The sequence below is a fragment of the Streptococcus sp. SCPM-O-B-15294 (M123) genome, assembly GCF_058200455.1.
In genome coordinates this window covers 137,168-150,930 of record NZ_JBYQGU010000001.1, presented here as the reverse complement: position 1 = coordinate 150,930, position 13,763 = coordinate 137,168, and the positions used below count along the sequence as shown (strand labels likewise).

Genomic DNA, 13,763 nt, shown 5'->3' with positions numbered 1-13,763 from the left:
TTTTTTTCGTATTCCTTTAGCGATTTTTTCTCCTTTACTCCTCTAAAATGAACCGAATAGCTTCAAAAATGAACCAAATAGATTTTTCCCCCTATCTGACTTCAAAAGCTTGTATACTAATCGTAACTGAAAGATAGCTCAGTTATTTACTCAATAGCAAAGGAAAGAAACTATGATCTATGTCATTGAATACAATTATCCCTCTAAGATGTTGGTCGAACATATTAACAACTATCTAGAGAAAAAACGGGTTCGTAATCTACCAGTCAAGCTGGTCTATAATGGAAATATCTCCTATATTGACTATGACTTGAAAAACATTTACTTCTTCTCCTGTCAAGGAAATTCTGGAATCAACGCCTACAAAGAGCTCGAACGCATCCGAAGAAATGATCCCTTCGGACGCATTATCGTTCACTCTAACAAGGTGGACGGACGTAGACTCATGGACCATAAGCTACAAGTCTATGGTTTGATGGAACTAAGCCTTAGTGACTACGGAAAGCCAGACCTCTATTTTCAAGAGCTCGACTTCTTACTTGGCGATCTCTACGAAGAGCTCTGGGAAATGGCTGCTGAAGCCAAGTACGCTGCTGGGAAGAAAACCAATCAGCTCTTCCCACGCTGGGGTCCTGAAATCGGCATTTACCCACCTAAGCGTTATTCCATCCACCTCCGTCAAAATCCAGACGAAGACAATTAACTCATAAAAAGTGGAGCCTGGGGACAGGGTCCATTTTTTATGTTACAATGAACTGGAAATAAAACGAGACGAGAAAAAGGAGACCTTATGAACCACTACGATACCATTGTCATCGGAGGAGGCCCTGCTGGTATGATGGCCACCATCTCCAGCGCCTTCTACGGGCAAGCAACCCTCCTCTTGGAAAAAAACCGCAAACTAGGGAAAAAACTAGCTGGGACTGGTGGAGGCCGGTGCAATGTGACCAACAATGGAAGCCTGGACGATCTCCTAGCAGGCATTCCAGGAAACGGACGTTTCCTTTACAGTGTCTTTTCTCAATTTGACAATCATGATATCATCCGCTTCTTCACAGAAAACGGGGTCAAACTCAAGGTCGAAGACCATGGTCGTGTCTTTCCAGCTTCAGATCGTTCCCAAACGATTATTCAAGCTCTGACAGATAAGATTGCCGAGCTCGGCGGTCAAGTCCGCTGCCAGGTAGAGGTAACCTCTGTGAAAAAAATCGATGGACAATTCGTCATCAAATCCAAAGATGAGACCTGGACTGCGGACCGCTTGATTGTGACAACTGGTGGAAAGTCCTACCCTTCGACGGGTTCCACCGGCTTTGGCCACGATATCGCCCGTCACTTCCAGCACACTATTACAGAACTAGAAGCTGCTGAAAGCCCCCTCCTCACAGATTTCCCCCACAAGGCCCTTCAAGGGATTTCCTTAGACGATGTGACCCTCCACTATGGCAAACACCACATTACCCATGACCTCCTCTTTACCCACTTTGGCCTATCTGGCCCGGCCGCCCTTCGCATGTCAAGCTTTGTCAAAGGAGGAGAGATCCTAACACTAGACAGTCTCCCTCACTATTCTAAGGAAGAACTCTCAGCAATCCTAGAGGAAAATCGTGAGAAGTCCTTAAAGAATGTTCTGAAGGCCTATCTGCCAGAACGTTTGGCGGAATTCTTTGCCCAGGATCTTCCGGAAAAGGTGAAACAACTTTCTCCTAAAGAAATCGATGCCGTACTAGCGAAAGTAAAGGAACTCCCAATCCCTGTAACAGGGAAGATGTCCTTGGCCAAATCCTTTGTGACTAAGGGAGGTGTCAGTCTCAAGGAAATTAATCCCAAGACCTTAGAAAGTAAGTTGGTCCCTGGTCTTCATTTTGCTGGGGAGGTCCTGGATATCAATGCCCATACAGGAGGATTTAACATTACTTCTGCCCTCTGTACTGGTTGGGTGGCCGGAAGTCTCCACTATTGACAGCTTTTTCAAAAGATGTTAGGATTATTTTTAGAACAAATCCAGCAACAAACATAAGAGTCGTCTTCTTAGAGATGTCACTTTGCGTTTTAAGGCTATTTAGTTCGTACTAAATAGCCTTTTTCTTTTGTCTATGAAAGAGCCTTTGATGGCCTTTGCTTTCTTCCTATATTTGAATTAGAAATGGAGAATCCATATGGAAAAATCTCAATGGGGTTCCAAAATTGGCTTTATCCTAGCCTCTGCAGGTTCTGCAATTGGGCTTGGGGCTGTTTGGAAGTTCCCCTATATGACCGCCGCTAACGGGGGCGGAAGTTTCCTTCTTGTTTTTTTGATAGCAACTCTACTTATCGGTTTCCCACTCTTACTAGCTGAATTTACTCTAGGACGTGCAGCTGGTGTTTCTGCCATTAAGACCTTTGGAAAGCTCGGTGGTCGTCGCCTTTATGATGGGATTGGTTGGATCGGTGCCTTTGCCCTGTTCATCCTCCTCTCCTTCTACAGTGTTATCGGTGGCTGGATCCTGATTTATCTAGGAGTCGCCTTGGGAGAGTTATTCCAACTTCTCTCAGTTAGTGACTATACCCAGCTCTTTGGAGAGATTATTTCAAATCCCTGGTTGGCTCTTGGGGCCCAGGCCATCTTCATCCTCCTCAATGTCTTGATTGTGTCCAAGGGGGTGGAGCAAGGGATTGAAAAGGCCTCAAAATTCATGATGCCACTTCTCTTCATTATCTTCTTAGTCATGATTGGTCGTTCCTTGACCTTACCTGGCGCTTGGGAGGGAGTCAGCTATTTCCTCAAGCCAGACTTCTCCAAGATGACTAGCCAAGGTCTGCTCTATGCTTTGGGCCAATCGTTTTTCGCCCTCTCCCTAGGGGTGACGGCCATGTTGACCTATGCTTCCTATTTGGACAAGGACACTGACCTGGTCCAATCCGGGATTTCCGTCGTCTTCATGAATATCGCCGTTTCCATCATGGCGGGCTTGGCGATCTTCCCAGCCATGTCAGCCTTTCAAATCCCTTCTACTAGTGGACCTGGCCTCCTCTTTGTAGTTCTGCCACAAGTCTTTGACAAGATGCCTTTTGGAACCCTCTTCTACCTGCTTTTCCTTCTTCTCTTCCTCTTTGCGACCATTACCTCATCCGTCGTCATGTTAGAGATTAATGTCGGAAACGTCACCAACCAAAACAACCAACAGCGGGCTAAATGGAGCCAAATCATTGGTCTTCTGACCTTTGTCTTTGGGATCCCATCTGCCCTTTCCTATGGAGTGCTCTCTAAATGGACCCTCTTTGGAAAATCCTTCTTTGATTGCATGGACTTTTTGGTTTCCAACCTCCTCATGCCTTTTGGAGCTCTCTGCCTCTCCCTATTTACAGGCTATATCTTTGATCAAGTCCTAGCCCAAGAAGAACTCAAGGTGGGAGAAGAGAAAACCAAGCACTTCTTCTTCAAGCTCTGGGTTTTCTTGCTTCGCTTTGTGATCCCAGTCGTCATCCTCATTGTCTTTATTACACAATTTATCTAAAACAAAATCCACGACTCCTTAGGGATTCGTGGATTTTTCTTTATTTTGTAAGGGAAACACGGAAATCATTGTATTTGCTATAATCAAAGTCTTCATTAAGCCCTGTTACAAATACAATCGGTGTATAATGGCCCTCTTCTAAGATGAAGCCGGGTTTTACCTTCATATTGGCTCCCCCAAGTCCAGCAATCCCTGGAAGAAGGGCATCAAAAGCGCCAGGTTCGTCTGTTTCCCAGTAATAGACATTACCAGATGCTTGAACTGCTTTGGCTTTTGTTGTTGCAGTACGAACAGGATTCAAGTCAGCTTGATAAAAGTTGGCTGTTGTAGTGACCGTACCATCTGCAGCCACGGTCATTTGAACATCTTTGGCAATTTCAGTTGTTCCTGTCCAAGTCCCTACCAGCTCTTCTGGCACCACTTGAGACGAATCTGTGGCCTTGTCAGTGCTTGCTACAGCAGATCCTGCATCAGTTTGACCTGAGTTTCCTGCATCTTGAGAAGCAGCTTGTGCCCCTTCTTGCGCATCCGTTTCAGTAGCTTTTGTCTCTTTCTTACCAGAAGCTGCCTTTGCTTTTTTCTGACTAGACTTCACCGTCGTTTGTGCTTCTTTGGCAGAAGATTTGTTCTCTTCTTTTTTTGAACCACAGGCTACGAGTAGGCTTGCAGAAGTTAATCCTAAAATTGCTAAACTTGTCCATTTTTTCATCATGATGATCCCTCACTTCATTTGATAAAAACTATTATATTACAATATTACTCAATGTCAAGTGTTTTTGAAATATTTTTGTAATATTCGTAACAATAAGTAATCTATCTAAAAATTCAGGAGATTCAGGCGACAAACAATCGTAAGAGGGCAACCAAGACAATCCCAAATAGAACCGTGCCCATTAGGTTTTTGTAGCGAAAGGCCACTATCATGGTCGGAATGGTTGCGACCAGATCCACCCACCGAACCTGAGGGAGCTGGCCCGCTTTTCCCTCTACTAGACTGGAAAGGATCAGTGCAAAAATAATGGCAATGGGAAGATACTTTAGAAAACGCAGAACTGGATCTGGCAGCCCCCGGTATTTGACCAAAACGAAGGGCAGAATGCGTGGAATCCAGGTGACCACTGCGGACGTCAAAATAACTAAGAAAATCCAACTATTCACGCGCATCGCACATCACCCCCACGAAACAACCTGTTAAAGTAGCTACTAAAACAGCCAAGGATTGGGTCAAAAAGAAGGTCAAAAGGAAAAAGCTAAGGGCCACAGCAGCTAAAACAAGAAGCATGGTTGGCAGCTTTTCCGTCAAACGCATGCCTTGAAACTGACCTGCAAAAATCCCAATAAACATGGCAACTAAGGCGAAGTCCAGGCCGAAGGTACTAGGATTGGGTAAGAGGGACCCCAACGCTGTCCCCAAAATAGTTGATGAGCCCCAGGCCAGATAACCGACCACATTATTGCCATGCATCCAGGGAACAGTGATCCGGTCACTTTTCAATTTTTCACTCAAATAAACCCCGTAACTTTCATCTGTCAACAAACTACCAATTCCAATATTATGGACCAGGCTAGCCTCCTTAAAATCAGGGGAGGTATGCAGACTCATGAGCATATTGCGCAAATTGATGAAAAAGACGGTTAAGGCAATATTCATGAGGGACGAATGAACGGCAATCAAAGAGATCATCGCAAACTGAGAAGCCCCTGCGTAAACCAAGAGACTCATCAAGCCCATTTCTAAAGGGGAGAGATAGGGCGATGCTACCACACCACAAGCCAAGCCAATACTGATATAACCCAAGGCCGTCGGAAGGGCATCCCTGACCCCCTGCTGAAAATTCTTTTCCACTCCTTCTTCCTTTCCTTTTTTGTTGCTATCTATTATAACAAAAGAAGATGAGTAAAAAAAGGGTTCTGACAGGGAAGCTAAGGGAGTCAACTGCTCTCTCTAATCGGTTAGCTCCCCACCTTTTCCATTGTAGTATTGTTTAAACTCATCATAAGAACGAATTTCATGTTCTTGACCATCTATTGAGTACCGAGCTTCAATTTTTACACCAGGTAAGGTGTCCTGTCCTTTAGGTGCAAACCAATGAAGAAGAGTATCAAACCATTCCTTACTACTTAACAACTGTAATCTAGGTTCAATCCAGTACTTACCACTCAACATTTTCTCTTTGGACTCCGGATAATGTACAAATAAATTGATATCTGTCTTTACATTCTTAGCCTGTTTCTGAAATTTAAATCCTGATTGAAGTTCGAAACCGGTATTCTTATTAATCAACTCTTTTAAATTTGTACAGTATATAATATTTTCCTTAACTGTACTGCCTTCTGGGATAGCATATTCACTGTAGTATTTCTGTTCATCTAACTTGTAATAAATATTTTTCCCATTTCCAATACTACGTTCCATTGCACAATGAGAATCAAAATAGATTAGATCTACAACACTTACTCCACTATTAACATTTATTTGATAATCATAAATAAAGGCTTTTGGTGCTGTCTTTCGAATCTCATCTAAAGCATTTACGGTTGTTTCTTTAAATCGATTGTCAATCTCGTAATATCGGAATCCGACATACTCCCATTTTATTCTGTCATCGGTTTTTACATAGTCAAACCCAACCAGATACTTCCCATCAACCAAGGTCAGATCCTTACTCAAAACAAATTGATTTTTCTCACCAAATAGCTGAACATCCTTGAGATTCCCTTCATGAATGACCTTTGTTGAGCTCGGTCTCTTTTCGACAGGATTTTTCTTAGTCTCTGAAGGTTTAAAATAGAATACCAAAGCAACTACAAGGCCCACTAGAAAAACTAATTTCAAACTTAAAAATTTTTTCAACATTTCTACCTACTTTTTATAGAACTATACTGGGAACCAATCCCATTCCATCATTCTTTCATTCCTTCTATCATAACGAATTTTTCTTAGGGTAGCAAATTCGCTACTAGTTGGTGAATTTTTGTCAAAAAAGCCATCTGGATAGCGGTACCCAGATGGTTCTTCAATCCTTATTCAATTCCTTCAAAAGCGAGACTTGGCTTGGCATTTAAGTCTAAGCTAGCAAAATTCCCCTTATTCCATTCGCTGACACTGGCATAGGCAATCATCCCCGCATTGTCTCCGCAGAGGCGCAGAGGAGGAATGATGACCTTAACATCTGTGATCTCAGAAGCCAGGCGTTCACGAAGACCTTGATTGGCCGCGACTCCTCCCGCCACCACCAGGGTCTTAACAGGGTATCTTTCTAGGGCTTTTTTGGTCTTGGCCATCAAGATATCCATCACCGCTGCTTGAAAGGAAGCCGATAGGTCTTCCTTGGATAGGCTCTCGCCTTTTTGCTCGGCATTGTGGTGGAGATTGATAAAGGCAGATTTGAGCCCTGAGAATGAGAACTCCAGATTGTCTTCCTTGATCATGGCGCGTGGGAAATCGTAGATATCCTGACCCTTATGCGCTAACTCGTCAATCTCGCGACCGGCTGGATAGGTCAAGCCCATGACGCGGCCGACCTTATCATAGGCCTCACCCACTGCATCATCACGCGTTTCCCCAACGATCTTATAATCACCCGCCTCCGAGACATAGACCAACTCGGTGTGTCCTCCGCTGACCAGCAAGGCCAAGAGCGGAAATTCTAAAGGCTCAACGCTTTGAGCAGCCATCAAGTGGCCAGCCATATGATTGACAGGAATCAAAGGAATCCCATGGGCCCATGCAAAGGCCTTGGCTGCAGCAAGACCGACCAAAAGAGCACCAACCAGACCTGGTCCGTAGGTCACCGCAACCGCTGTGACTTCTTCTTCTGTAATTCCCGCTTCTTCTAGCGCTTCCTCAATACAGGCCGTAATAACTTCGACATGGTGCCGACTGGCGACTTCTGGAACCACTCCCCCGAAGCGTTTATGGCTTTCAATTTGACTAGCAATGACATTGGACAAGAGCTCGTCGTCGTTTTTCAGGACGGCGACACTGGTCTCATCACAAGATGTTTCAAATGCCAAAATATATCTATCCTTCATTTGCTTCCCTTTTCATCATAATGGCGTCTTCGGTAGGTGCATGATAATACCCTTTCCGGCAACCAATTTCTTTAAATCCTTGTTTCTGATAGAGAGTCCGAGCCGGAGTGTTTCCTTCTCTCACCTCTAAAAAGACCTCTTTCTCCTGAGGAACAGTTTCTAGTAGCTGACCAGCAATCCCGCGCCCTTGCCACTCTTTTCGAACAGCAATTTGGACGACTTCTAACTCATAGAGGTTTTCTTGTATAGCCAAGAAGCCCACCAATTCTTCCCCACTGTAGGCCAAGGCATACCAATTTTGAGCTTGACCCAGATCCGCTAGGACTTGCTCCAAGGTCCATGGGCTTTGTCCATAGACATTGTCTAAGATTTCTACCATCTGAGGGGCTAAATCGAATCGCCCCGCCTCCTTCTCGATACGGATCATAAGCGTTTGATGTAGGACTGACCGGACTCTTGATGGTCCTTGAGCCAGTTTTCCTCAGCTTCTACCCGCTTGAGGTAGTTGGGCACAAAACCATGGACGGAGACAGCTTCTTTTGTAAGTCCTAGTCGACCGATCCGTACCGCATCCGGTAGGGTTTCTACCATCTGAGCATTTGGCAAGGCTTCTTGTATCTGCTCACGAAAGGCTTCGACTTCCCCAAGGAAGGTCACCTTTTCAGCTCCCTTTGCTCTATCTAATACGGCTTCAAAAGAAAGGTGAGCCTCCGGGTAGACTAGCTGATCCTCTTGGTAAAAGCCCGCATAGACATGGTTGCGCCGCGCATCCATTACTGGAATGGCTAGACCTTCTATCTCTTCTGGTACCAAGGCTAGTAAGCTCGACACCCCTACTAAGTCAATCTTTAGCGTTTGAGCTAGGGTTTTAGCCGTTGCTACCGCGATCCGTAAGCCAGTATAAGATCCAGGCCCTTCTGCTACTACGATACGGTCTAAATCCGTCGGTTTCCAATCAATGCTGGCCATCAAAAATTCAATGGTAGGCATCAAGGTAATGCTGTGGTTTTTCTTGATCGTCAGTGTCAACTCTGCTAATCGGTTTTCTTCCTCCAAAAGGGCAACGGATAGGGCCTTACTGGAGGTGTCAAATGCTAATACTTTCATGTTTTCTCCTCGTTGTCTGCTTCATATTATACTACAAATAGACGCCAAACGGTAGAGGAAGCACCCCCAGACTGTGAAATCACCAGCTCTCTATCCCTTCTAAAAAAGCGCTTCCTTCTGCTCTCAGAACCCGCTTGCATCTTTTCCTTAGAGCCTATTTATGGTATAATGGATAATAATTGTATCGAATCAGGACAAAAGAAAGCAAGAATAGGTGTCTCAGCTAGCTACTAGCTGTTTCTTTTCTGCTACAGTCCGAACAAGTGAAAGGAACCGAAACGAAATGATTTACAAAGTTTTCTACCAAGAAACAAAAGAACGCAACCCTCGTCGTGAAACGACTCATGCCCTCTATCTCGATATTGATGCGAAGAATGAGTTAGAAGGACGCATTGAAGCTCGTCGCCTTGTTGAAGAAAATACATCTTACAACATCGAATTTATCACTCTCTTGTCAGACCAACACCTAGAATATGAAAAAGAGTCTGGCGCATTTGAAATTACGGAGTTCTAATCCATGGCATATACCTTAAAACCTGAAGAAGTTGGTGTTTTCGCCATTGGAGGTCTCGGGGAAATCGGTAAAAATACCTATGGGATTGAATACCAAGACGAAATCATCATTGTAGATGCTGGGATCAAGTTCCCTGAAGATGATTTGTTAGGGATCGATTACGTGATTCCAGACTATTCCTATATCGTTGAAAATATCGACCGTGTCAAAGGTGTCTTGATTACTCACGGACACGAAGACCATATCGGAGGAATCCCCTTCCTCTTGAAGCAAGCCAATGTGCCAATCTATGCTGGACCTTTGGCCCTAGCCCTTATTCGTGGAAAATTAGAAGAGCATGGTCTCCTTCGTGGTGCAAAACTCTATGAAATCAACCAAAATACGGAGCTGACCTTTAAGCATATTAAAGCGACCTTCTTCCGGACGACCCACTCCATTCCAGAACCTTTGGGAATCGTTCTTCATACGCCTCAAGGAAAAATCGTCTGCACAGGAGACTTTAAATTTGACTTCACACCTGTTGGTGAGCCGGCCGACCTTCACCGGATGGCTGCACTAGGAGAGGAAGGCGTCCTCTGTCTGCTTTCTGACTCAACCAACGCGGAAGTCCCAACCTTTACCAACTCTGAAAAAGTCGTTGGCCAATCCATTATGAAGATTATTGAAGGCATTCATGGACGCATCATCTTTGCTTCCTTTGCATCCAACATCTTCCGTCTCCAACAGGCTGCAGATGCCGCTGTTAAAACTGGCCGCAAGATTGTTGTCTTTGGACGCTCGATGGAAAAAGCCATTGTCAACGGAATTGAGCTTGGCTATATCAAGGTACCACCTGGAACGATTATTGAACCAAGTGAAATCAAAGACTACCCGGCAAACGAAATCCTCATTATGTGTACAGGTAGCCAAGGGGAGCCTATGGCGGCACTGTCTCGTATCGCTAATGGAACCCACCGCCAGGTGCAATTGCAACCGGGTGATACCGTTATCTTCTCATCTAGTCCAATTCCTGGGAATACAACTAGTGTGAATAAATTGATCAATATCATCTCGGAAGCAGGAGTCGATGTCATCCACGGTAAGATTAACAACATCCATACCTCTGGACACGGTGGCCAACAAGAACAAAAGCTCATGTTACGCTTGATCAAACCCAAATACTTCATGCCTGTCCACGGTGAGTACCGCATGCAGAAGATTCACGCTGGACTTGCGCGTGATTGTGGAGTAGAGAAAGATAACATCTTCATCATGAGCAACGGAGATGTTCTTGCCCTGACGGCTAACTCAGCTCGTATCGCAGGAAGTTTCAATGCTCAAGATATCTATGTCGACGGAAATCGCATCGGAGAAATCGGAGCGGCTGTCCTTCGTGACCGCAAAGATTTATCAGAAGATGGGGTTGTCCTAGCTGTTGCGACAGTTGACTTCAAGTCGAAAATGATTTTAGCTGGACCAGATATCCTCAGCCGTGGCTTCATCTATATGAGAGAGTCCGGTGACCTGATCCGTGAAAGTCAACGCATCCTCTTCAATGCTATTCGAATCGCCTTGAAGAATAAAGATGCCAATATTCAAACCGTACACGGTGCTATTGTCAACGCCCTTCGTCCTTTCCTTTACGAAAGCACGGAACGTGAACCTATCATCATCCCGATGATTTTGACACCAGATGAAGAAAATTAAGTAAAAAGAATGAGGCTGGGACAAAAGTCCTAGCCTCTCAATTGTCTTTGCATTGTCGAGCAAGACGCAGTGGTTGAGTGGGCTCTACTACGCTGATTTCATCAGCTTTTATAGCCCTACTCAACTGTGCGGAGGTGGGACAACAAAATCGAATTCTAACGAATTACCGATTTCTGTCCCACTCTCATTTTCTATCTATGAAAAAAGAGCCAGGTCATCAAACCTAGCTCATTTTCGGATAAATTTGCTTAGTACAAGTCCAAGTAGTTATCAATTTCCCATTGTGAAACAAAGGTTGCATAACTTGCCCACTCGATCCGTTTGGCTTCCAAGAAGCTGGTATAGATATGTTCACCAAGAGCATCCTTAACAACTTCATCTTCAGTCAAGGCTTTCAAAGCATTGTGAAGGGTAGATGGGAGGTCAGTGATTCCAGCTTCTTTACGCTCTTCTGCAGTCATGATGTAGATGTTTTCTTCGATAGGAGCTGGTGCTTCGATTTTGTTTTCAATACCGTGCAAACCAACTTCCAAGAGAACAGCCATAGCAATATATGGGTTGGCCATTGGGTCTACTGAGCGCAACTCAAGGCGTGTTCCCATACCACGTGAAGCTGGTACGCGGACCAATGGTGAACGGTTTCGGCCAGCCCAAGCGATGTAAACAGGTGCTTCATAACCTGGAACCAAACGTTTGTAGGAGTTAACTGTTGGGTTCATGATGGCTGTGTAGTTGTAGGCGTGCTTGATCAAACCGCCAAGGAAGTGATAAGCTGTTTCTGACAACTGCATTCCTTTTGGATCATTTGGATCAAAGAAGGCATTGTTTCCTTCCGCATCAAACAAGGACATATTGCAGTGCATCCCGGAACCAGCGATCCCAAATTTTGGCTTAGCCATAAAGGTTGCATACAAACCATGTTTGCGAGCAATGGTTTTGACAACGAGTTTAAAGATTTGAATCTTGTCACAAGCACGAAGCACTTCATCGTACTTAAAGTCAATTTCATGCTGACCTACGGCCACTTCGTGGTGACTGGCTTCTACTTCAAATCCCATTTGAGTCAAGACATTGACGATCTCACGGCGAGTGTTATCAGCAAGGTCTGTAGGCGCCAAGTCAAAATAGCCACCCTTGTCATTCACTTCAAGAGTTGGATCCCCATTTTCATCGAGCTTAAAGAGGAAGAACTCTGGCTCTGGTCCAAGGTTGAAAGATTTGAAGCCAACTTCTTCCATGTGACGAAGAGCACGTTTGAGGTTTCCACGAGGGTCTCCTGCAAAAGGTTCCCCTTCTGTTGTATAGACATCACAAATCAATCCTGCGACACTACCGTTCTCATCTCCCCAAGGGAAAACAGTCCAAGAGTCCAAGTCTGGATAGAGATACATATCAGACTCATTAATCCGAACAAACCCTTCGATAGAAGATCCATCAAACATGGCCTTGTTTGAGAGAACCTTTTCCAACTGTTCATCTGTCGCTGGAATTTCAACGTTTTTCATGGTCCCTAAGATATCTGAGAACATCAACCGAATAAAGGTTACATTTTTTTCTTTGACTTCGCGACGAATATCTTCAACAGTAATTGACATGTGTGTCTCCTTATGAGTATAGCATTAAGCAAAAAGAATGATCAGCGTAACTGACCATATGGCGATGAGGTCGTATGAAAGCGACTTTGCTGGAGAATGTCACGGTGAAGGGCCTTGCGGACATCCTTTTCACTGACAATCTTGGCAACTTGACGTTGAGCTTCTTTCTCAGCAATCCGTTTTTTAATTCCTGCAATATTAAGGCCTTCAGATAAATAATCCTTAATCTCCAACAGGCGGTCCATATCGTTAAGAGAAAACATCCGACGATTGCCCTCTGTACGATCTGGAGTAATGAGTTGTTGATCTTCGTAGTAGCGAATTTGACGAGCTGTTAAATCTGTCAATTTCATAACACTACCAATCGGAAAGACCGCTAACGTTCGTCTTAATTCCTTTTCTTTCATACAAACCCCCTTTCTATTCTATTATAACGCAAAAAAAACCGATGTCAAGATTAAAATGTCATATAATCTCACATGGTTTTTCTTCTTTCTTTTATAAAGTCCCGAATCCGATCCACATCTGAATTGACTAAAATCGCAACGAAGACACCGATAAAGGTTTCAAAGATGCGGGCAAAAACATATAGGAACGTTTCTCCTGTCGGAATGGAGAGGGTGATGATGAGCATGGCTGAAACACCACCGATGATTCCAGCTTTATTGTTCATAGCGACGTTTGTCATTATGGTTAACATGGTCGCAATGGGCACAAAAATCAGGGTCACCCAAAAAGCATTGTGGAAGAGAATCTTGATCATAAAGAACAGCAGGGCATAAAAACCACCGATACTGTTGCCCATCACGCGCGAAGCTCCGAAGTGAACACTCTTATCAAAATCTTCTCTCAAACTAAAGACAGCTGTCAGCGCCCCAATCTGCAAGCCCCGCCAGCCAAAGATACCAAAAATCAATAGAACCAGAAAAACGGCTATCCCTGTTTTGAAGGTTCGCATTCCTAATCGAAATTTGGAACGGTCAAATTTATGTCGTTTAAAGTAATCCATTGTCCCCTATCTTTCTATCTCTTTTATTCTAACATATTTCTAGAAAGGTTCAAGCGGGTAAATGAAGATCGACTAGCTTCCTTCTACTCTACAAAGTCATTTTAAAAACTTTCCTTAGGTGAGTACGGAGGTTAGGTGAAATTATCCAGTGGATGATTTCAGCAATCCAGGAAGTTCCATGACTTAGTTTTGGGATTTTCTTGATTAATTTCAAAAATGAGATCTCATTTTATTTCGATACAGAATCACTTAACTTATCTTATATAAAAATTAGGTTGTATACACTCTAAAAAAAGCACCTTTCGGTGCTTCTTCTATGG

General features: G+C 44.1%; 15 protein-coding genes. 5 read left to right on the top strand and 10 right to left on the bottom strand.

All coding sequences use genetic code 11. The annotated features are described in order from the left end of the window. Nucleotides 1–172 precede the first annotated feature (172 nt). The 3 genes from AC3E8G_RS00610 to AC3E8G_RS00600 all read left to right on the top strand — a co-directional run bounded on the left by AC3E8G_RS00610 (nucleotide 173) and on the right by AC3E8G_RS00600 (nucleotide 3,497). Entirely contained in the window at nucleotides 173–703 is a 531-nt protein-coding gene (locus tag AC3E8G_RS00610) for a hypothetical protein (protein WP_490676760.1), read from the top strand. An 87-nt stretch (nucleotides 704–790) separates the two neighbouring features. After that, entirely contained in the window at nucleotides 791–1,963 is a 1,173-nt protein-coding gene (aao, locus tag AC3E8G_RS00605) for an aminoacetone oxidase (RefSeq protein WP_490676759.1), read from the top strand. Nucleotides 1,964–2,159: 196 nt separating this feature from the next. Then, complete coding sequence (locus AC3E8G_RS00600) at nucleotides 2,160–3,497, top strand: sodium-dependent transporter (protein WP_490676758.1); 1,338 nt, start codon at nucleotides 2,160–2,162, stop codon at nucleotides 3,495–3,497. 40 nt (nucleotides 3,498–3,537) lie between these two features. Here the strand turns inward: AC3E8G_RS00600 and AC3E8G_RS00595 are convergent, their stop codons facing one another. The 7 genes from AC3E8G_RS00595 to tsaB form a co-directional block, all read right to left on the bottom strand. Then, on the bottom strand, nucleotides 3,538–4,209 hold the full coding sequence (locus tag AC3E8G_RS00595) for a hypothetical protein (protein WP_490676757.1): 672 nt from the start codon (nucleotides 4,207–4,209) through the stop codon (nucleotides 3,538–3,540). A gap of 122 nt (nucleotides 4,210–4,331) precedes the next feature. Next, nucleotides 4,332–4,661 (bottom strand): AzlD domain-containing protein, encoded by a 330-nt coding sequence (locus AC3E8G_RS00590; RefSeq protein ID WP_154857250.1) that lies wholly within the window; start codon nucleotides 4,659–4,661, stop codon nucleotides 4,332–4,334. Continuing rightward, nucleotides 4,648–5,343, bottom strand: a complete 696-nt coding sequence (locus AC3E8G_RS00585; protein WP_154857248.1) for an AzlC family ABC transporter permease — start codon at nucleotides 5,341–5,343, stop codon at nucleotides 4,648–4,650. Before AC3E8G_RS00585 ends, AC3E8G_RS00590 begins: the two co-directional genes overlap by 14 nt. 99 nt (nucleotides 5,344–5,442) lie before the next feature. Beyond that, nucleotides 5,443–6,354 (bottom strand): glucosidase family protein, encoded by a 912-nt coding sequence (locus tag AC3E8G_RS00580; protein WP_154857246.1) that lies wholly within the window; start codon nucleotides 6,352–6,354, stop codon nucleotides 5,443–5,445. Nucleotides 6,355–6,521: 167 nt separating this feature from the next. Continuing rightward, nucleotides 6,522–7,532, bottom strand: coding sequence for a tRNA (adenosine(37)-N6)-threonylcarbamoyltransferase complex transferase subunit TsaD (tsaD, locus tag AC3E8G_RS00575; protein ID WP_154857243.1), 1,011 nt, complete (start codon nucleotides 7,530–7,532; stop codon nucleotides 6,522–6,524). Continuing rightward, nucleotides 7,522–7,959: a ribosomal protein S18-alanine N-acetyltransferase gene (rimI, locus tag AC3E8G_RS00570; protein WP_154857241.1), complete on the bottom strand. Its 438-nt coding sequence runs from the start codon at nucleotides 7,957–7,959 to the stop codon at nucleotides 7,522–7,524. Before rimI ends, tsaD begins: the two co-directional genes overlap by 11 nt. Next, on the bottom strand, nucleotides 7,956–8,639 hold the full coding sequence (gene tsaB / locus AC3E8G_RS00565) for a tRNA (adenosine(37)-N6)-threonylcarbamoyltransferase complex dimerization subunit type 1 TsaB (protein ID WP_414286334.1): 684 nt from the start codon (nucleotides 8,637–8,639) through the stop codon (nucleotides 7,956–7,958). Before tsaB ends, rimI begins: the two co-directional genes overlap by 4 nt. A 283-nt stretch (nucleotides 8,640–8,922) precedes the next feature. On the opposite strand from tsaB, the gene AC3E8G_RS00560 reads away from it, so the two are divergent. Continuing rightward, nucleotides 8,923–9,153 carry a DNA-dependent RNA polymerase subunit epsilon gene (locus AC3E8G_RS00560; RefSeq protein ID WP_006595537.1) on the top strand — a complete coding sequence of 77 codons (231 nt, stop codon included), beginning with the start codon at nucleotides 8,923–8,925 and terminating at the stop codon, nucleotides 9,151–9,153. A 3-nt stretch (nucleotides 9,154–9,156) separates the two neighbouring features. Next, the gene (rnjA, locus tag AC3E8G_RS00555) at nucleotides 9,157–10,839 is read left to right on the top strand and encodes a ribonuclease J1 (protein ID WP_006595536.1); all 1,683 of its coding nucleotides are present in this window, start codon (nucleotides 9,157–9,159) and stop codon (nucleotides 10,837–10,839) included. A 248-nt stretch (nucleotides 10,840–11,087) separates the two neighbouring features. Here rnjA and glnA read toward each other — a convergent pair whose 3' ends face one another. The 3 genes from glnA to AC3E8G_RS00540 all read right to left on the bottom strand — a co-directional run bounded on the left by glnA (nucleotide 11,088) and on the right by AC3E8G_RS00540 (nucleotide 13,443). Beyond that, nucleotides 11,088–12,434 carry a type I glutamate--ammonia ligase gene (gene glnA / locus AC3E8G_RS00550; RefSeq protein WP_006595535.1) on the bottom strand — a complete coding sequence of 449 codons (1,347 nt, stop codon included), beginning with the start codon at nucleotides 12,432–12,434 and terminating at the stop codon, nucleotides 11,088–11,090. 41 nt (nucleotides 12,435–12,475) lie between these two features. After that, on the bottom strand, nucleotides 12,476–12,841 hold the full coding sequence (locus AC3E8G_RS00545; RefSeq protein WP_411400098.1) for a MerR family transcriptional regulator: 366 nt from the start codon (nucleotides 12,839–12,841) through the stop codon (nucleotides 12,476–12,478). A gap of 68 nt (nucleotides 12,842–12,909) precedes the next feature. Further along, on the bottom strand, nucleotides 12,910–13,443 hold the full coding sequence (locus AC3E8G_RS00540; protein WP_006595533.1) for an FUSC family protein: 534 nt from the start codon (nucleotides 13,441–13,443) through the stop codon (nucleotides 12,910–12,912). Between the last annotated feature and the right edge of the window lie 320 nt (nucleotides 13,444–13,763).